This window comes from Acinetobacter sp. ANC_7655 (genome assembly GCF_056784015.1).
This window is the reverse complement of record NZ_JBWYJB010000015.1, coordinates 40,850-59,976: the sequence shown is the minus strand read 5'-3', so window position 1 is coordinate 59,976 and position 19,127 is coordinate 40,850. Positions and strand designations below refer to the sequence as shown.

The window sequence follows — 19,127 nt, the reverse complement described above, 5'->3', positions numbered from 1 at the left end:
CGCGATTACGGGTAGTCAACTTGTTGAGATTAATGCTTCGCACATTTCGAATGTTGAACAACCACAAGCGTTTAACCAGGCTGTGGCTGAATTTATTCAGGCTTAAGTTCGGAACAACTCAAGCCTGAACTCAGGAAACATCACTTGTCACGGGTGACTCATCTTGACGCTTTGCCAGATTGCTCCACCAGTCTGGCTTTTTTTATGCCCTAGACTTCAATCATTTATTCAGTAAATTTTAAGAAATAAAACCTAAGCTCAGCGTAGTTAAATATTAGAACTCATCGTATGCGCTACACATCTATCATTCAGCAATGGAAAAAACCAACGATAAGCCTAGCACTATTCAATTTAGTACTCTCAGTATGGGTTGGCATTGGTTTAAATATTGCGTTCTACAAACAACTTACTTCACTCACACCTTATCAAGGTTACCCAGCAATCCTTTTTTTAATAGGTTCATCGGTCTTAATCACAGCCGCTTATTTTTTTATTTTCAATCTTATTCATTGGAGCTTGAACGTAAAGATATTTGCAAGTATCTGGATTGTATTAGGCGGTATGTCTGCATATTTTGTAAGTAGTTTAGGCATTATTATAAATGCTGATCAGATTCAAAATATGATGCAAACCAATACGATGGAAGCATTTGATCTGATAAATATAAGATTATTTATTTGGGTTGTATTTTTTATTTTAGCGCCTCTTTTTTTTATTTATTGGGTGAATATCAAAAAATCAACGTTTTCTCATACCCTTTGCAGGAAAATGTTACACAGTGCAATCAGTTTAGTTTTAGTCTTAGGTTGCGCTTATTTATATTATGTTGACTATGCAGCTATTTTTAGAGAAAACAGAGAGTTGAAAGGGATGATCAGTCCTCAAAATGTCGTTGCAGCCTCCTTCAGTTATTATAAACATCTTCAACCTCCCAAAAATACGACTATTCACCCCTACGGACGTGATGCACACCAACTTATTCAAACGGCGACCCATCAAACTCCAAAACTGATGGTTTTAGTGATAGGAGAAACAGCACGTGCAGAAAGTTTTCAGTTGAATGGATATGATCGAGCTACAAATCCAGAATTAAGCAAATTAAATATAATCAATTTTCGTAACGTCAGTTCCTGTGGTACTGCAACGGCGGTATCCGTACCTTGTTTATTTTCTGGTATGACTCGACAAGCATATACAGAAAAAGTCGCAAGACAACGGGAGAACTTACTCGATATTATTCAACGTGCGAGCTACAAAGTAACGTGGATCAATAACAATTCAGGATGCAAAGAAGTTTGTAATCGGGTTGAGCGTTATGAAATTCCCGAATCTATTCGTAAGCAATGGTGCGATTCTAAGGGTGAATGTAAAGATGAAATATTGATTGCTAGTCTTAATGCCTATATTCAAGCCATTCCCAAAAATGATAAAACGCCAAGACTTATCGTACTCCATCAAATGGGAAGTCACGGCCCAGCTTACTATAAACGGTCCACTCATCAATACACACCCTTTCAGCCGACCTGTAACACCAGCGCAATTCAGGGATGTAGTCAACAAGCTCTGATCAATACGTATGATAATTCAATTGTATATACAGACCATATTCTCGCTTCGACAATCAATTTATTAAACAAACAAACTCAATTTCAATCCGCTTTATGGTATTTATCAGATCATGGTGAATCCACGGGTGAACATGGAATCTATTTACACGGCGCCCCTTATCAAATTGCACCATCACAACAAACTCATGTCCCGATGATCATGTGGTTTTCAACAGCATGGCGAAAACATCAAGCGTCAACTGTACGATGCATTGAATCTCAGAAAAATGATGCACTTAGCCAAGACAATGTCTTTCACACCATGCTAAGTTTATTGAATATTCATACTACAACATTACAACCCGCATTAGACCTCAGCCAACAATGCAAACCTCAATTACAGAACAGAGCCTAATATGAATAAAATCCTGATGATTGAAGATGACTTTATGATTGCAGAGTCATCTCAAAAGTTGCTCCAATATCAATCATTTGAAGTAGTCTGGGTCAATAATGGCATCGATGGCTTAAAACAATTAAATCAACAAGCATTTGATTTAGTGCTGCTCGATCTTGGATTACCTATGATGGATGGCATGCAAGTACTCAAACATCTTCGCTCACTATTTCCTTCAATTCCTGTACTCATTATTTCAGCAAGAGATCAACTTCAGCACCGTATCGATGGATTAAATCAAGGCGCTGATGATTATCTAGTAAAACCATACGAGTTTGAGGAGTTATTAGCACGTATTCACGCCATACTCAGACGTGCATCTCAACAAAATACACCTCAGATAAAACAAATTTTAGAGTTTGGCGGACTCAGGTTAGATCTTGAACAACATATTGCGAGTTTTGAAAATCAGACGGTTGAGTTTTCAAACCGTGAGTGGGCTTTATTAATTCCACTCTTAACTTATCCAAATAAGATTTTTTCGAAGTCTAATCTTGAAGAAAAACTGTATGATATTGAAAATGAAATCAGCAGTAATACCATTGAAGTCTATATTCATCGCATACGCTCAAAATTAGGTAAAAACTTTATTCGTAATGTGCGAGGATTAGGTTATCGGCTAGGTCAGCCTACACCATAAAACAAGAATTGATACATGACGCAACCCTACTCTTTACAAAAGCAACTTGTTGTATTTACCTCAATTTTTAGTGTGGTGATGGGATGTATATTGGTTTTTTCAGCCTATAGAACAGCTTTAGAGGAAACAAATGAAATACTTGATGCTCAGCTGAAAAATCTGGCAGAGCGCGTTGCAAAATTTAATCCAGATCCTGTAAAGAGCAAATTTTCACATTTCAAACAGTACCATGAAGAAGATTTATTTGTAGATGTTTGGGCCTATGACCAACAATCACATTTACATGAAAAGTTTAAACAGTTGGTTGAGCCAGTCGCTAAGTCAGGTTTTTATCATCACACTAATCATTATGGTAAATGGCACACCTATGTGATTCCATTGAAAACTGTTCAAGTTCAAGTGAGCCAACAAGACTCTGTTCGACAAGCTTTAGCCATAGAGCTCGCAATCAACATGTTTTTACCTTATTTAATCATTATGCCCTTCGCGATTTATGGCTTAGGTTTTATAATTAGAAGAAATTTTGCTCCATTTGAGCAATTTAAATCCGAATTAAGTACACGTAAACCAAATGAGCTGACCGTAATCGACCCTCAACAGTACCCTATTGAGCTAGTACCCAGCATTCAAGCGATCAATCAATTATTTCAAAGGATCTCTGATGCCCAACAAGAACAAAAACAATTTATTGCAGACGCCGCTCACGAATTAAGAACACCAATTACAGCATTAAATCTTCAAACTAAAATTTTACTCAAAGAGCTCCCCCATCACGAATCGTTAATCAAAATGAATAATGGTTTACACCGAACTCAGCATTTGGTCGGTCAGCTTTTAAATCTCGCTCAACAAGATTCATTAAATGCCAGTAACGAGAAAAAAGTGAGTATTCGGTTAGATGAACGCGCTTATCAATCTATTGAACAATTGATTCATTTAGCTTTAGCCAAAGAAATCGATTTAGGTATGGAACGTTATGAATACGTTCAAATTATAAATTACTCATCTGCTATAGATTCAATATTAACCAATTTAATAGAGAATGCGATTAAATACACACCCCCCAATGGCATCATTAACGTTTCTACATTTCAAGAGAATGATATAGCTATCATTCAAGTCGAGGACAGTGGCCCAGGAATTTCAGCAGATCTGTATGAACGTATTAAAAAAAGATTTTATCGAGTCGAGCAACATCAAGAAATTGGTAGTGGCTTAGGTTTATCAATTGTTGAAAAAGCGGTAGAACGTATGGGGGGTAATCTTATCTTTGATCGCAGCCCTCAATTAGGTGGTTTATTGGTGAGAGTGGAAATTAAACTACATTAATTGCTTAGGCTAATTTAACCTTATCTTTTAGACTAAATATTACAACATTGAACATCCAAATCAACCAACCTGTCCAAAGATTATGACTAAAAAAATGTGCACCTCTAAGCATTTGCGTCCATCCCATAAGCATTCCCAAGAGAATTGAACTCAATAAGTAAAATTGAGCTAATTTTGTTTTTTTGTTCCTGAACACAAAATACCCACTCAATAATGCAAAACCTGCAGAAGCATGACCTCCAGGAAAACAATGCCCAACTTTACTACTGAGACTCCAGACAATTGTCATTCCCTGAGGTTGAGCTGCATCCCATGGACACATCAAGTTCGACTGTGATTTGAACAACGCTATTAAAATAATTGAAATCAAAGCAATTGCAAAAATTGTGATGTAATTTTTAGAGGTTTCCAAACTTTGATTTCTCGATTTGGGATGAGCAACCATGACTGCATATATCAGCATACTGCAGTACATCGCGATTAGCACATATTTAACCCATTCATGCCCGACTACACTTGGCCAAAATGCATCTTTTAAATAGAACACTCCTTTTGAATTTAAGCCTAATTGAATCAATTTCATGTCGACTGCACCATGTACTGGAAATAGATTGACCAAAATGAAATAGCTCAAGATTAAGGCGATACATTGCTTGCGATAGAAAAAACTCATACGAATACATCGAATAAAAATGTATTTAAATCAATCAGGCTTAAAATTTTCTGAACGATTTGACATCAAATAGACTTTTATACTGCATAACGATATGCTTAAACCAACCTGAGTTGGGTTTTAAAAATAAAAAAGTGTTAAGGATAACCACGATGCAAACTCAAGAATTACTTATTCCGAATGGCAACTATCAAATCCAAGCGGATTTTTATATGCCAGTGCCGATCACAAAAGATTCTAGTATCATCATTATGGCTCATGGCTTGGGTGGAGAAAAAAGCTGTGGCTTAAACTCTTTCGCTGAAGCTTATGCAGAATTGGGATATAACGTATGCATATTTGATCATTCTGGTTTTGGATTAAGCAGTGGTCCTGTTCAGCATCTTGTTGATAAAAATAGTCAACTTCAGGATTGGAAAGTCGTTATCGACTATATTCAAACCCGATTCTACATCTCGAAAAAAAATATCATTTTATGGGGGTATTCGTTCAGTGGTGCGCATGTTCTAACATTAGCAAGTGAACACACCTTTAAAGCAGTGATCTCTAATTTTCCACACGTTGATGGTTTAGCGAGCTTGACACTGTATCCGAAAAAATATTTATTGCCTGCAACCATGATTGCATTACAAGATTTAGCCCTAGCAAAAATAGGTAGAGTCAAAACCATGCCTGTAGTTGCAAAAGATCGGTTTGCCATTTTGGCGGGTGAAGATTGCTACGATGCATATTATCGACTGATTCCAGACGGGATGCATTGGAAAAATGCTGTACCAGCTCGAATCGTTGCAACCATTGGTTTATACCGACCAACAATGATCGTTCATAAAATTCAATGCCCTGTTTTTGTGTCAGGTGCGGAACTAGATTCACTTATTCCTGTCAAAGCAACACGTAAACTCGCACAAAAACTAAAACAAGGTGAATATCGTGAGTTCGTCTGCGGTCACTTCGATCTATTTCATTCGCCCGTTTTTGATCAACTCATCGCAGCGCATCAACATTTTTTGGAAAAACTAAAAATAAACTTTTAAAGTTGGTAGTTATATCCCTTACTGCTTAAGTAAAATTCACTGATGAAATGGCATTCTTTTAGAATGTCATCAGTGACTTGTTGATGCTGATAGTAGCTGTGTTTCATTAATGCAAAAACCATTTCAACCAGATACACCGCTTCCTCTTTTCTATTCAATTTCAGCGGATGTACTTTCTGCTCAAATACCGCTTGTAAATCATGAGCAATCTTCTCAATCACGATTTCCTGTAAATTAAAACCATCAACATGTACTGGCCCACCCAGAATCAAAATACTTGCAGCAGGATTTGAATTGTAGAACTCTGCCACCTTAGAAATTAGATCAAAACAAATATCACGTGTTGACCAAGTTTGATAGCACTCATTTTTAAACAAAACATAGGCCTGAAGTTCATCTAAATAACGTTTCACCAATATGCTGAACAAATGATTAACTGTTGGAAAGTATTGATAAATCGTAATCTTAGGAAGATCGGACTGTGCTGCAATTTCGGGAATAGTACAGTGATTGATGCCTTGTTTTTCTAATATTTTCTTTGTTGTTTCTAGTACAAGTTCTAACCTTGCTTTACTTCTTTTTTGTACAGGAAGCTTAATTTCATCAAAAAGCATTTAAACAAATCCCCTGTCTTGCTGTTTAAAAATAAATCGATTATAGTCATAAAACCAACTATAGTTGGTTATGAATAAAAAGAACATCATTCAAGGATATGAATATGAACACAGTCTGTATCATTGGTGCAGGTCCGTCAGGAATTACGGCTGCTAAAAATTGTCAACAAAATGGTATTGCATACGATATCTTCGAGAAGAATGACAAAGTCGGTGGGAATTGGGTGTTTAATTCTAAAACTGGTCATTCTTCAGTCTATGAGAATACACACATTATTAGCTCGCGTACAATGTCTGAATATGAAGATTATCCAATGCCAGACAGTTACCCTGATTATCCACGACATGATCATTTGCAGCAGTATTTTGAAAATTATGCCAAACATTTTGGTGTATATGACAAGATTAAATTTCATCACACTATTAACCATATTCATAAAAATGAAAATAAAAAATGGGTGGTGGATTACACCGATGATCAAGGTAAAGAACAACAGAAAATATATGACTATTTAATGGTTGCAAATGGTCATCACTGGAAACCGAAATACCCTGAGTATGAAGGTGAATTTACTGGCAAGTGGATGCATTCACATGATTTTAAAGGTGTAAATGACGACTGGCGTGGAAAGAAAATTTTAGTCATTGGTGCAGGTAATTCAGGCTGTGATGTCGCCGTAGAATCAGCACGTGTCTCAAAAGATGTGTATATATCGATGCGCAGTCCACAATGGTTTGTTCCAAAATTTATGTTTGGACATCCCGCAGACATACTCGTCAAGTCAATGGAAAAACTTCCGCCCAAAATGCGCCAAAAAATTCTGACCAAATTGGTAAAAGCATTCAGCGGAAATTACGCAGATTTTGGCTTGCCTGTAAATGACAAACCGATGCTGACACAACATCCAACGGCGAACTCTGACTTCATTGACTATGTGCGTCACGGTAAAATCAAACCAAAACCAGCGATCAAGCGTCTCAATGGTAAAATTGTAGAATTCGTCGATGGTACTCAACAAGAGTTTGATATTATTTGTTGTTGTACTGGTTTCTGGACCGTCTTCCCTTTCTTCGATAAAGATTTCATAGATTTCCAACATGCTGAAAAATTACCGCTTTACCGTAAAATGATGCATGCAGAACATGACAATCTTTATTTCATTGGTTTATTCCAGCCACTAGGTTGTATTTGGCCAATTTCAGATCATCAAGCCAATTTGGCATGTCAGGAAATCTTAGGAAAATATAAACGTCCTGCTGATATGAAAAAAGCGATTCAGCATGAGTTAGATCATCCACATTACAACTTTGAAGGCGGTCAACGTCATGCAGCAGAGGTTGACTATAATGACTTCCGCGCTGAACTCGTGTCAGACCTTAAAACTGCTGGTGTCATCATTCCAGAGCGTAAACCTTTGGTTTCAATCCGTAAATTAGTTGGTTCTTTACTGACTGCATAATTTAGTGTATTTCTAGATCATCAGTGAGTGTTACGTTAATCGTGAGCACTCACCTTACATAAATATAATCAACTCAAAATAAAAACTTAAATGATCAATAGCAGGAGCTTTGCATGCACGGACGTATGATGTTTCAACCTTTATTAATCAGCAGTTTACTAGAACATGCTGCTGAATTTCATAAAGACACCCTGATCGTTTCAAAAAACACCGATGGCTCACTTTACGAAACCAATTGGGGCGATGTATCAGATAATGCTAAACGTGGTGCAAAGGCATTAAATGAACTTAAACTCATTCACGGCGATTGTATTGCAACATTAGCTTGGAACAATCATCGTCATTTAGAGGCTTGGTATGCTATTTCTGGTAGTGGCTTAATCTGTCACACCATTAACCCAAGATTATTTCCAGAACAACTGATTTTCATTATTAATGATGCACAAGATAAAGCGATTATTTTTGATAAAACATTCCTACCTTTGATTACAGGAATAAAAGCACATATTCCACTGGTGCAACATTTCATCTGCTTAGATGCACCTGATGAAAAGATTCGTCAAGCCTTACCCGAAGTCTTGTTCTACGATGATTTAATTGCGGGTCAAACTGCAGAATATACATGGCCTGAATTTGATGAAACCACTGCTAGTTCACTATGTTATACCTCTGGAACAACAGGCAATCCTAAAGGTGCTCTCTATTCTCATCGCTCAACTGTTCTTCACAGTTTAGCGGCCAGCTTACCTGACTCACTCAATCTGTCAGCCAAAGACATTATTTTACCTGTAGTTCCGATGTTTCACGTTCATGCATGGGGAACACCTTATGCCGCAGCGATGGTAGGTGCTTCAATTATATTACCAGGGCCGGGTCTTGATGGTGAGAGTCTAGTTAAACTCATTGATCAATATGAAGTGACTGTTGCACTTGGTGTTCCTACCATTTGGCAAAGCTTGTTGGTCGCTGCAAAAGCAATGAACAGTTCACTGACCTCTTTAAAACGTAATGTGATTGGTGGCTCGGCTTGCCCACCTAGCATGTTAGCCACATTCCGTGATGTATATGATTGTGAAACCATTCATGCATGGGGGATGACTGAAGCTAGTCCACTTGGCACTGCCAATCAATTCAAAGCTAAACATAAACAACTTTCTCAGGATCAACAAGCAAAACTACGTCTTTCCCAAGGTCGCCCGCCGTTTGGAGTCAGGATTCGTTTAGTGTCTGAAGAAAGAGGAACCGATCTTGTTCCACATGATGGTGAGACTATTGGTAATTTACAAATCAAAGGACATTGGATTGTTGACAAATACTTTGGTCAGTCCGACTCACCATTGACCAGTGATGGATGGTTTGATACTGGAGATATTGCGTCTATAGATGCTGATGGCTATCTGCATATTAGTGATCGTGCCAAAGACTTGATTAAATCTGGTGGAGAATGGATCTCTTCTGTAGAGCTTGAAAATATCGCAATGGGTCACCCAGAAATTGCGATGGCTGCGGTCATCGCAGCACAACATCCAAAGTGGGATGAAAGACCTGTCTTAATCGCCGTTAAACATCCTAATAGCCAAATCACTGAACAACAACTCATTGATTACTATGCTGATAAAATTGCTAAATGGCAAACTCCAGATAAAGTGATTTATGTCGATGCCATACCGCTTAGCGGCACTGGAAAAATGCTAAAAAGAAAACTTCGCGAAGAATATGGACATGTATTAATATGAGTTCAGGTTAATTTCTCAACTCACTCATACTAACTAAATAAAGCTGTAACTCTACATCAGTTACAGCTTTATATTTGAGCCATTACGAATAATTAAATTAGCAGTATCACGACCTGACAGATATGCACCATGCACAGTGCCTGCATAATCGGTATGACAATGTTCACCTGCAAAATATACTTGCGCTGGATGCTCTTTTTTAAAGATCTCTACATCATCTTTAGTATGTTCAACTTTTGGAAAACTAAATGAACCTAAACTAAACGGATCACTCCCCCAGCGGGTAATTATGATGTTCTGAATTTCATTGGAGTGCATGCAAATCTTCAATATTTTCTTGATATATTCATGCACCTGTTGATCCGTTGCTTGATCAACCCATTCTGACTTTGTACCTCCCACGAGAAGGAGATAAGTCGGTTTATTATATAAACGACTAAAATCTAAAATACTATACAGCTCACGCTCATCCCAAAAAAATGCCGTATTGTGTTTAAGTGCATTCCCATTAAATTCTAGAGCTTTTGAAAATTGTATAAATATTTTATTGAAAGATCCAAAACCCAGCTTTTGAATCGATCGGACTAATCCACTAGGCAAAGGCGGCTCAAACTTAATTTTATCTTGCTTTAAAATACCGAGTGGAACTGTCACCACAACTTGAGAACCTATGTAAAGCTGTCCACATGCTGTTTTTATCTGCACTTGATGAGAGTCATGATCGATTTCAACAATATCTGCATTCGTATGAATCTCTAAATCAGTAGCCAGAACTTTAACAATCTGTTCATAACCTTTTGAAAATATCACTTCATCGCCTGAGAAGTAGCCTTCAAAATCCATAAAATTATGGGCTAATTGCTCTAAATCAGTCGCAAAAGGATCATTGGCAAGCCTTGAGTAATACTGCTTAATTTTTTGTGTGATGACGTCTCGATCAAAATAATGAAGTTGAAAATGTATCGTTCCTAAAACATTCTCAAGTTGCTCAAAAGCGGAGATATCCTGCTCTTTTGATTTATTTTGAAAAACCTTCTGAACATCACGAAGGCATTTTTCAAATTCTAAGCTCTCTTGTTCGGTAAATGGCTGACCATTGGCATGAAAATAATCCACTTGATCATAATAAAAAACTTGAGTATTGATCCGATTGGACTCTGCAATTTTCCATATCGGATTATTATCAATACCATGTATCCATGATGCACCAAGGTCAAAACAATGACCATCAATGTTTTGTGTATGTATTCTCCCACCTATACGATCACGTGCTTCTAAAACAACAACATTAAATCCTGCTGATTTTAAATGCTGAGCACAACTTAATCCTGCAACACCAGCGCCGATAATATAAATAGGATGATTAAAGTCGTTCATTCATTTTTTTATTAGAAAAAATTCGCTTAAAGATATCGCGTTCAAAACTGTGAAAATAGTCGTGTGATGTAATAAATTTAAAATGATTGGTAACTTAAGAAGAGTTTAAAATTGTTTGAATCGAATAAATCACAAAAAAACGGCCATGAAGACCGTTTTTTTAGAATGCTTTGACTTTCTCATTAATCTGCTGATATATCTTCGAATAAAACTGAAGATAAATAGCGCTCTCCAGCATCAGGTAAAATCACCACTATGGTTTTACCTGCATTTTCAGGTCGTTGAGCAAGTTCATGAGCGGCCGCTAATGCTGCACCACTTGAAATACCCACAAAAATCCCTTCTTTGATTGCAGATTGACGAGCAAAATCAATTGCTGTTTGATTTTCAACCGCGATAACTTCATCCACCAAATCTAAATCTAGGTTTTTAGGAATAAAGTTTGCACCAATGCCTTGGATTTTATGTGGTCCCGGAGTGAGTGTTTCGCCACGCTTCGCTTGTCCAATAATTGGTGAGTCTGCTGGTTCAACTGCAACTGAGTAAAGGGCTTGATTTTTAACTTTCTCAAAATAACGCGAAATACCAGAGATCGTACCTCCCGTACCTACACCAGCCACTAAAATATCAACCTTACCACCCGTTGCTTCAAAAATTTCAGGTCCAGTTGTAGTTTCATGAATGGCAGGATTTGCTGGGTTTTCAAATTGCTGAGGTAAATAATAAAGCTCTGGGTTCTCAGCAACTAAACGTTCTGCTTCTTGAACAGCACCATTCATCCCTTTAGCTGGATCGGTTAATACTAAATGAGCACCCAATGCTTTGAGTACTTTACGGCGCTCGATACTCATACTTGCAGGCATAGTCAGTGTGATGTCATAACCTTTAGCAGCAGCAACAAAAGCTAGCGCAATCCCTGTATTACCACTCGTCGGTTCAACAATATGCATGCCTGCTTTAAGCACACCACGTTGTTCTGCATCTGCAATCAAAGCAGCACCAACACGGCATTTTACTGAAAATGCTGGGTTACGTGCTTCGACTTTGGCAAGAACTGTAGCCCCACCCTGTATTACACGATTAATGCGAATGAGCGGTGTATTACCAATCGCTTCAGCGTTATTACTGTATACCGCGATTCCACGATTAGAAGTTTGTGGAAATTGAGTCTCTGTGGTCATGAACAATCCTTATATTCATAAAACAATACTTTTATCATAATCCTTTTTCATTTTAGATATATAACCATTTGTACGATTTTCATATAAGATAAAATGAATAGGTTATTCTAAATATGAAATTATCACTTTACTGCTTTTAATCCATAAAAATTAGACATTTGACAGAAAGTTCTTAAATTTTGATAACCAGCCTGAAGGTATAGATTCTTCATCTCTTTCACTGTCATTAAATTAAAGTCATCATGTATTCTTTCCAACATGACCTGACTTTGTTTTTCACTTAATCCTATTTTTGTCACCAAATTTTTTAATACTAACTGATCATTTGGTTCTTCGAATTGCATCAGATCGAAACTCAGAACCACGCCATCTTGTTTCAAAGCATGGTAAATATCACCTAAAAAACTCTTTTTGTATGCATGTGAAACAAAATGAAAAACCAAAATACTCAATACTGCATCAAAATTTTCAGGATATTTCTGGAGCACCGTCGTGTCACCTTGCAGAATTATGACTCGGTGCATTTGCTGCTTAAACTGAACGATCTGTTTTGTTTTTTCAAGCATCGCTGACGATGGATCAAACACAACAAACTCCGCCTTAGGAAAATGATCTAATAAATAATTCAGTTCAAACCCTGTTCCGCACCCGACAATGGCAATTTTAGCTTCTTCTTTGAGATGAGTTTCAAGTAGCGCCAGTATATGTAGATGCATCAGTTCATATCCTGGTATCAGCTGTCTGATATGCACATCGTAGTTTTCTACGATTTTTGGGTGATCAAAATTCTTTGCCATCTCACTCTTCGACTATTTTTAAAATTAAGCCGAACTTAGTGAACTAAGTTCGGCTTTGTTATTTTCTGCTTAAAGTTAAAAATATCACTCAATGACGATTAAGCACTCTCATCAAAAATATTGAGTTGCTCACGCATATATTCTTGGAGTTTAAACTTCTGAGCCTTACCAGAAGCAGTCATTGGGAACTCTTTAAGAAAATGTACATATCGTGGCACTTTATTATGTGAGATATTGGCTTTGCAGTAATCTTTGATCACTTGTTCAGAACATTCATGTCCTTCATGCAAAATAATACAAGCACATAACTCTTCGCCATATTTCGGGTCAGGAAGCCCAATGACTTGAACATCGCTAACAGCCGGATGTTTATATAAGAAGTCTTCAATCTCTTTAGGGAATAAATTCTCACCTCCCCGAATCACAACATCTTTAATGCGACCTTTGATTTTGATAAAGCCTTCATCATCCATTTCAGCGATATCACCGGTATGCATCCATTTTGCGACATCTACGACTTCTCGTGTTTTTTCTTCTTCATCCCAATAGCCCAGCATGACTGAGTATCCTCGTACACACAACTCTCCGAGTTTGCCACGAGGCACTACTTTACCGTGTTCATCGACTATTTTAATTTCGATATGTGGATGAACTCGACCAACAGTGCTCACTCGTTGTTCTAGCGAATCTTTGATCGAACTTTGTGCACTTACTGGCGCTGTTTCAGTCATGCCATAACAAATCGTGATATCTCGCATATGCATACGCTCAATGACGCGCTTCATGATTTCTTTTGGACATGGACTGCCAGCCATAATGCCAGTACGCAATGTAGTCAAATCAAATTCGTCGAATTGCTCATGATCAAGCATGGCAATAAACATGGTAGGCACACCATATGCCGCGGTACATTTCTCTTGTTCAATCGCTTTAAGACTATCAAGAGGATTAAATACAGCTGATGGATAGATCATGGTTGATCCATGTGTAATACAGGCGAGATTACCCATCACCATACCAAAGCAATGAAATAACGGTACAGAAATACAAACTCGATCTTGAGAAGTCAGTTTGATTGCCTCTCCCACAAAATACCCGTTATTCAGAATATTATTGTGTGTCAGCATGGTCCCTTTGGGGCTACCTGTCGTTCCGGAGGTAAACTGGATATTGATGGTTTCATCGAATTGAAGACCAGATGCTATCTCATTAAGTTGATCTAACTGCTCTGAAGTCGGTTCAGCCAATAAATCACTAAAGCGATAAAACCCAGTATGTTGTTGATCATCTATTTTGATCAAATACTTTAAATGCGGCAATTTTTCAGCATTTAAAACGCCATTGGTCGTATGCAAAATTTCTGGTGCAATTTGCGTCAAAATTTCTTGATAATTGGTCGTCTTAAAGGTCGATGCAATGATCAATCCTTTGCAAGATACTCGATTGAGTACGTATTCTAGCTCGTAGCTTTTATACGCAGGATTTAAGTTGACCAAAATAATTCCAGCCTTGAAGGCTGCAAATTGTGCGATCGTCCATTCCACACAATTAGGGGACCAAATCGCTAGACGATCTCCCTTTTCTAAACCGATTTTTAATAAACTACATGCAAAAGCATTTACTTTCTCTTGTAACTGCTGATAGGTCAAACGTACATTTTGATGCACACTGACCACAGCATCCTGATCGGCATATTCTAGGCATGCTTGATCAAATTTATGGCCTATGGTCATACCCAATAAGGGTTGCTCACTGGTGCCATAGGCATAACTGAGTCGTAATTGCGTCATTGAATCATACTCCTTGATTCTATTTTCTTATATCAATCCAATATTTCGTTATTAATTACGCGATTACTCGTTTAAACATGACATCCTTTTGTGTGAATTAAATTAATTTTCCTCCTTTGCCTTAACTGCATTGACACAAAAGTCTGCAATTTGCTTAACGAAATAACCTTTATAACCGTCATCAAACATCACATTACGCGATGGATTTAAAGGTTCAATCACAACGAATGTCATCGCACCAACCACGCATAATGCAGCTGTATTTAAATCTTCAAATTCGAACTCACCATTGACCTTTCCTTCGGCAAGAATCTCCTTAATGGATTGTTTTATCAGTTGCTTACTTCTAAAACGTTCATGCTCAATCGTTGGGTCTACGGGCTCAAACATGAGTGAATATGCAAGTTGAGGGCTATTCAGAGCACGTTTTACGAAAGCAGTGACGGCCTTTGTCAACTTCTCAGTCGAAGTCCAATCATTTTTTGCAATCTGATTCAGAATATCGACCTCACCTTTGATGGCCTGTGAAAGCACTTCAATCAAAATCTGATTTTTGTTCTCAAAATAGCGATAGACCAAACCACTCGAGACACCAGATTTATCTGCAATCGCTTGCACTTGTGCATCTTTAAAACCACCACCCGCAATCAGTTCGCGCGCGGATTGCAGTATCGATTGACGATTTTGCTCCATACGCTCTTGCATCAAAGTGGATCTTTTATAACTCATAATTGTTCACCCAATCAACTAAAATGAATTATAAATCATTTTCTGAATCTATATTCACTTTTTTAAAAAATAACTGTATTGTATTTCTCAAGCAAGGACAAAATGCTTCACTGGAAATAAAAATTAAATTTTAGGATGAATGAAAATGAATTTACAGAGTATCGACTTTGGACTAGACGAAACACTAATCGCTTTACGTGATTCTGTAGCTGCATTCTGTGCAAAGGAAATCGCACCTATTGCTCAACAAGTTGATCAAGACAACTTATTTCCAGCTCACTTATGGAAAAAATTTGGTGATATGGGGTTACTTGGACTTACCGTGAGTGAAGAATACGGTGGTGTCAATCTGGGTTATTTGGCTCATATCATTGTCATGCAGGAAATTTCACGAGCATCTGCTTCCATTGGACTTTCATACGGGGCACATTCAAATCTTTGTGTGAATCAAATTAACCGTAATGGTAGCGAAGAACAAAAACAAAAATATCTTCCTAAATTAATTTCTGGCGAATATGTCGGTGCTTTGGCAATGTCTGAACCAAATGCGGGTTCAGATGTCGTGAGTATGAAATTACGTGCTGAAGAGCATGGTGATCACTTTGTACTTAATGGCTCAAAAATGTGGATTACCAATGGTGGAGATGCTGACGTGCTGGTGGTTTACGCCAAAACTGACATCAATGCTGGTGCCAAAGGCATGACTGCTTTCATTATTGAAAAAGGCATGGAAGGCTTTAGTCATGGGAGTCACTTAGACAAACTCGGAATGCGTGGTTCAAATACTTATCCCCTGTTCTTTGACAATGTCAAAGTGCCTAAAGAAAACGTCATGGGTGGTGTGGGTAACGGTACAAAAGTGCTCATGAGTGGATTGGATTACGAGCGTGCAGTTCTCAGTGGTGGACCACTAGGCATTATGGATGCATGTTTAGATGTGGTCATCCCATACATTCATGAACGTAAGCAATTCGGTCAATGTTTAGGTGAATTCCAACTCATGCAAGGCAAAATTGCGGATATGTATTCTACATGGTTGGCGAGCAAGGCTTTGGTTTATGCCGTGGGTGCAGCATGTGATAAAGCTGATCATGATCGTGGTTTACGTAAAGATGCAGCAAGTGCCATTCTCTACTCAGCTGAAAAAGCAACCTGGATGGCTGGTGAAGCTATTCAAACCCTTGGGGGCAATGGTTATATCAATGATTACAGCACAGGTCGATTGTGGCGTGATGCCAAACTCTATGAAATCGGTGCAGGAACTTCTGAAATTCGACGCATGTTAATTGGTCGTGAGTTATTCAACGAAACCAAATAATTCAAGTTAATACAAGGAAGTCATTGATGAACGAAATTAAAAGTAAAATCAATCCACGTAGTGAAGAGTTTAAAATCAATCAAGCTGCAATGCTTGAATTGGTCGCAGACTTAAAAAAACAAGCTCAAACCATTGCCTTAGGTGGTGGAGAAAAAGCACGTCAGAAGCATTTAGCACGTGGAAAACTATTACCGCGTGAGCGCATTGATCAACTCATTGATGCAGGAACTGCCTTTCTTGAAATTGGTCAACTCGCTGCTTATCAAGTTTATGCTGACGATGTACCAGCCGCAGGTGTGGTTGCAGGTATTGGTCAAGTGCATGGTGTGACATGCATGATCGTTGCCAATGATGCAACAGTTAAAGGAGGTACATATTATCCTTTAACTGTAAAAAAACATTTACGTGCGCAAGAAATTGCTGAACAAAATCATCTTCCTTGTATTTATATGGTCGACTCAGGCGGTGCATTTCTGCCAATGCAGGATGAAGTATTCCCTGATCGCGATCATTTTGGACGAATTTTTTACAACCAAGCACGCATGTCGAGTAATGGTATTGCACAAATAGCCGTGGTTATGGGGAGTTGTACTGCGGGTGGCGCATATGTCCCTGCCATGTCCGATGAAACGATTATTGTCCGCAATCAAGGCACGATTTTCCTCGGTGGTCCACCTTTGGTAAAAGCTGCAACAGGTGAAGTGGTGACTGCTGAAGACCTTGGTGGTGGCGATGTTCATACCCGTTTATCTGGTGTCGCAGATCATCTTGCAGAAAGTGATGAACATGCGATTCAAATTGCACGCAATATTGTTCAAAACCTAAATATCGAACCGAAAGCATTTAAGACCGAAATTGAAGAACCACTTTATAGTGCTGAAGAACTCTATGGTGTCATTCCGAGTGACTCACGCAAACCCTTTGACATCCGTGAAGTGATTGCACGTATCGTAGATGGTTCAAGACTTGATGAATTTAAGGCTCGTTTTGGTACAACCTTAATTACAGGTTTTGCATCTATCTACGGCATGAAGGTCGGAATCATTGCCAATAACGGAATTTTATTTTCAGAGTCTGCTCAGAAAGGTGCGCATTTCATTGAACTGTGTACGCAACGCAATATTCCATTGCTCTTTATCCAAAATATCACCGGTTTCATGGTCGGTCGCCAATATGAAAATGAAGGTATTGCCAAAAATGGAGCCAAATTGGTCATGGCAGTAGCGACCGCAAATGTTCCTAAAATCACCTTGGTGGTCGGTGGTTCTTTTGGTGCAGGCAACTATGGAATGTGCGGTCGAGCATATTCTCCTCGCTTCTTATGGACTTGGCCGAATTCACGTATTTCCGTGATGGGCGGTGAACAAGCTGCTAGTGTTCTCTCCACGATTAAGCGTGATCAAATTGAGCAACGTGGTGAAACTTGGTCAGCTGAAGAAGAAGATCAATTCAAACAACCTTATCGTGATCAATTTGAAAAGCAAGGACACCCTTATTATGCATCTGCACGGTTGTGGGATGACGGTGTGATTGATCCAGCAGAATCACGTCATGTCTTAGGTCTGAGTTTGGCTGCTGCATTGAATGCACCAATTGAACCAACTCAGTTCGGCGTGTTCCGCATGTAAGGAGATAATGACATGAGTTATGAATTTTTACAGCTTGAAATTGAACGCCAAGTTGCGACCGTTTGGATTAATCGTGCTGAATTACACAATGTATTCAATACACAAGTGATAGAAGAGCTGAATCACTGTTTCACAACTTTAAATGCTAATGATGACGTTCGTGTTGTCGTTTTGGCAGGTCGTGGTAAAAGCTTTTCTGCAGGTGCGGACCTTAATTGGATGAAGCAAGCAGGTCAAGCATCAAAAGTGGAAAATGAAGAGGATGCTTTGAAACTTGCCAAAATGTTACAAAGTTTAGCCTCGCTGAAACAACCGACTATTGCACGTGTCCATGGTATTGCATTTGGCGGCGGCATGGGGCTTGCTTCAGCATGCGATATTTGTGTGGCTTCCGCTGATGCTAAGTTTGCCACTTCAGAAGTGAGATTAGGTTTAGCACCTTCAACGATTAGTCCATATGTGATCCGTGCCATCGGTGCTCGTCAAGCATCTCGATATTTTCTCACTGCTGAACGTATTTCTGCAGAAGAAGCAAAGCATATTGGTCTCGTCCATGAAGTTTGTCAGCCAGAACAGTTGGATGCCACCGTATCGGAAATCATTGATGCAATTTTGCTTGGTGGCCCTGAAGCTCAAGCTGCATCAAAGTCTTTGATTCGTTTAGTTGATCATCAAGAAGTCACAGAAGATTTACTGATTCAAACCGCTCAACACATTGCGCACGTACGTCAAGGTGATGAAGCCAAAAATGGCTTAACTGCTTTTTTAAATAAACAAAGCCCAGCATGGATTCAAGCAACGGCAGAACAATAAAAAG

The 19,127-nt window shown here is 38.5% G+C and carries 17 protein-coding genes; 10 read left to right on the top strand and 7 right to left on the bottom strand.

Features of this window, described 5'->3' with window-relative positions; genetic code table 11:
- The 4 genes from AC1M9N_RS13345 to AC1M9N_RS13330 all read left to right on the top strand — a co-directional run.
- On the top strand, positions 1–106 hold a 106-nt coding region (locus tag AC1M9N_RS13345; protein WP_481954904.1), incomplete at its 5' end, for an alpha/beta fold hydrolase.
- Between the two features lie 182 nt (positions 107–288).
- Entirely contained in the window at positions 289–1,962 is a 1,674-nt protein-coding gene (locus AC1M9N_RS13340) for a phosphoethanolamine transferase (protein ID WP_481954901.1), read from the top strand.
- Between the two features lies 1 nt (position 1,963).
- Complete coding sequence (locus AC1M9N_RS13335; RefSeq protein WP_092768381.1) at positions 1,964–2,644, top strand: response regulator transcription factor; 681 nt, start codon at positions 1,964–1,966, stop codon at positions 2,642–2,644.
- Positions 2,645–2,659: 15 nt separating this feature from the next.
- On the top strand, positions 2,660–3,973 hold the full coding sequence (locus AC1M9N_RS13330) for an ATP-binding protein (RefSeq protein WP_481954900.1): 1,314 nt from the start codon (positions 2,660–2,662) through the stop codon (positions 3,971–3,973).
- Between the two features lie 4 nt (positions 3,974–3,977).
- Here the strand turns inward: AC1M9N_RS13330 and AC1M9N_RS13325 are convergent, their stop codons facing one another.
- A complete protein-coding gene (locus AC1M9N_RS13325; protein ID WP_481613571.1) occupies positions 3,978–4,646 on the bottom strand; it encodes a phosphatase PAP2 family protein in 669 nt (222 codons plus the stop codon).
- A 152-nt stretch (positions 4,647–4,798) separates the two neighbouring features.
- Between AC1M9N_RS13325 and AC1M9N_RS13320 the strand changes: the two genes are divergently transcribed.
- Positions 4,799–5,680 carry an alpha/beta hydrolase gene (locus AC1M9N_RS13320; RefSeq protein WP_481954899.1) on the top strand — a complete coding sequence of 294 codons (882 nt, stop codon included), beginning with the start codon at positions 4,799–4,801 and terminating at the stop codon, positions 5,678–5,680.
- On the opposite strand, the gene AC1M9N_RS13315 is transcribed toward AC1M9N_RS13320, so the two are convergent.
- The gene (locus AC1M9N_RS13315; RefSeq protein WP_481589521.1) at positions 5,677–6,294 is read right to left on the bottom strand and encodes a TetR/AcrR family transcriptional regulator; all 618 of its coding nucleotides are present in this window, start codon (positions 6,292–6,294) and stop codon (positions 5,677–5,679) included. The genes AC1M9N_RS13320 and AC1M9N_RS13315 overlap by 4 nt on opposite strands.
- 104 nt (positions 6,295–6,398) lie before the next feature.
- Here AC1M9N_RS13315 and AC1M9N_RS13310 point away from each other — a divergent pair, with 104 nt between their 5' ends.
- Together AC1M9N_RS13310 and AC1M9N_RS13305 are read left to right on the top strand one after the other, a co-directional pair.
- Positions 6,399–7,754 carry a flavin-containing monooxygenase gene (locus AC1M9N_RS13310; RefSeq protein ID WP_218947418.1) on the top strand — a complete coding sequence of 452 codons (1,356 nt, stop codon included), beginning with the start codon at positions 6,399–6,401 and terminating at the stop codon, positions 7,752–7,754.
- A gap of 113 nt (positions 7,755–7,867) precedes the next feature.
- Positions 7,868–9,490: a long-chain-fatty-acid--CoA ligase gene (locus AC1M9N_RS13305; protein WP_481954898.1), complete on the top strand. Its 1,623-nt coding sequence runs from the start codon at positions 7,868–7,870 to the stop codon at positions 9,488–9,490.
- Positions 9,491–9,550: 60 nt separating this feature from the next.
- Here AC1M9N_RS13305 and AC1M9N_RS13300 read toward each other — a convergent pair whose 3' ends face one another.
- The 5 genes from AC1M9N_RS13300 to AC1M9N_RS13280 form a co-directional block, all read right to left on the bottom strand.
- On the bottom strand, positions 9,551–10,867 hold the full coding sequence (locus AC1M9N_RS13300; protein ID WP_481954897.1) for a flavin monoamine oxidase family protein: 1,317 nt from the start codon (positions 10,865–10,867) through the stop codon (positions 9,551–9,553).
- Positions 10,868–11,049: 182 nt separating this feature from the next.
- The gene (cysK, locus tag AC1M9N_RS13295; RefSeq protein ID WP_092768396.1) at positions 11,050–12,048 is read right to left on the bottom strand and encodes a cysteine synthase A; all 999 of its coding nucleotides are present in this window, start codon (positions 12,046–12,048) and stop codon (positions 11,050–11,052) included.
- A gap of 122 nt (positions 12,049–12,170) precedes the next feature.
- Positions 12,171–12,845, bottom strand: a complete 675-nt coding sequence (locus AC1M9N_RS13290) for a class I SAM-dependent methyltransferase (protein ID WP_481954896.1) — start codon at positions 12,843–12,845, stop codon at positions 12,171–12,173.
- A gap of 98 nt (positions 12,846–12,943) precedes the next feature.
- On the bottom strand, positions 12,944–14,635 hold the full coding sequence (locus tag AC1M9N_RS13285; RefSeq protein ID WP_481954895.1) for an AMP-binding protein: 1,692 nt from the start codon (positions 14,633–14,635) through the stop codon (positions 12,944–12,946).
- A gap of 102 nt (positions 14,636–14,737) precedes the next feature.
- A complete protein-coding gene (locus AC1M9N_RS13280) occupies positions 14,738–15,364 on the bottom strand; it encodes a TetR/AcrR family transcriptional regulator (RefSeq protein ID WP_092768402.1) in 627 nt (208 codons plus the stop codon).
- A 145-nt stretch (positions 15,365–15,509) separates the two neighbouring features.
- Here AC1M9N_RS13280 and AC1M9N_RS13275 point away from each other — a divergent pair, with 145 nt between their 5' ends.
- Genes AC1M9N_RS13275 through AC1M9N_RS13265 form a run of 3 tightly spaced genes read left to right on the top strand, consistent with a single transcriptional unit; the run spans position 15,510 to position 19,123 of the window.
- Positions 15,510–16,682, top strand: a complete 1,173-nt coding sequence (locus AC1M9N_RS13275) for an isovaleryl-CoA dehydrogenase (RefSeq protein WP_179999758.1) — start codon at positions 15,510–15,512, stop codon at positions 16,680–16,682.
- Between the two features lie 26 nt (positions 16,683–16,708).
- Positions 16,709–18,310, top strand: coding sequence for a carboxyl transferase domain-containing protein (locus AC1M9N_RS13270; protein ID WP_481954894.1), 1,602 nt, complete (start codon positions 16,709–16,711; stop codon positions 18,308–18,310).
- Positions 18,311–18,322: 12 nt separating this feature from the next.
- On the top strand, positions 18,323–19,123 hold the full coding sequence (locus tag AC1M9N_RS13265) for an enoyl-CoA hydratase/isomerase family protein (RefSeq protein ID WP_481954893.1): 801 nt from the start codon (positions 18,323–18,325) through the stop codon (positions 19,121–19,123).
- Positions 19,124–19,127 lie beyond the last annotated feature (4 nt).

Coding starts and splice junctions, on each gene's coding strand:
- AC1M9N_RS13340 (WP_481954901.1), top strand. CDS start 289: ATGCGCTACACATCTATCATTCAGCAATGGAAAAAACCAACGATAAGC.
- AC1M9N_RS13335 (WP_092768381.1), top strand. CDS start 1,964: ATGAATAAAATCCTGATGATTGAAGATGACTTTATGATTGCAGAGTCA.
- AC1M9N_RS13330 (WP_481954900.1), top strand. CDS start 2,660: ATGACGCAACCCTACTCTTTACAAAAGCAACTTGTTGTATTTACCTCA.
- AC1M9N_RS13325 (WP_481613571.1), bottom strand. CDS start 4,646: ATGAGTTTTTTCTATCGCAAGCAATGTATCGCCTTAATCTTGAGCTAT.
- AC1M9N_RS13320 (WP_481954899.1), top strand. CDS start 4,799: ATGCAAACTCAAGAATTACTTATTCCGAATGGCAACTATCAAATCCAA.
- AC1M9N_RS13315 (WP_481589521.1), bottom strand. CDS start 6,294: ATGCTTTTTGATGAAATTAAGCTTCCTGTACAAAAAAGAAGTAAAGCA.
- AC1M9N_RS13310 (WP_218947418.1), top strand. CDS start 6,399: ATGAACACAGTCTGTATCATTGGTGCAGGTCCGTCAGGAATTACGGCT.
- AC1M9N_RS13305 (WP_481954898.1), top strand. CDS start 7,868: ATGCACGGACGTATGATGTTTCAACCTTTATTAATCAGCAGTTTACTA.
- AC1M9N_RS13300 (WP_481954897.1), bottom strand. CDS start 10,867: ATGAACGACTTTAATCATCCTATTTATATTATCGGCGCTGGTGTTGCA.
- cysK (WP_092768396.1), bottom strand. CDS start 12,048: ATGACCACAGAGACTCAATTTCCACAAACTTCTAATCGTGGAATCGCG.
- AC1M9N_RS13290 (WP_481954896.1), bottom strand. CDS start 12,845: ATGGCAAAGAATTTTGATCACCCAAAAATCGTAGAAAACTACGATGTG.
- AC1M9N_RS13285 (WP_481954895.1), bottom strand. CDS start 14,635: ATGACGCAATTACGACTCAGTTATGCCTATGGCACCAGTGAGCAACCC.
- AC1M9N_RS13280 (WP_092768402.1), bottom strand. CDS start 15,364: ATGAGTTATAAAAGATCCACTTTGATGCAAGAGCGTATGGAGCAAAAT.
- AC1M9N_RS13275 (WP_179999758.1), top strand. CDS start 15,510: ATGAATTTACAGAGTATCGACTTTGGACTAGACGAAACACTAATCGCT.
- AC1M9N_RS13270 (WP_481954894.1), top strand. CDS start 16,709: ATGAACGAAATTAAAAGTAAAATCAATCCACGTAGTGAAGAGTTTAAA.
- AC1M9N_RS13265 (WP_481954893.1), top strand. CDS start 18,323: ATGAGTTATGAATTTTTACAGCTTGAAATTGAACGCCAAGTTGCGACC.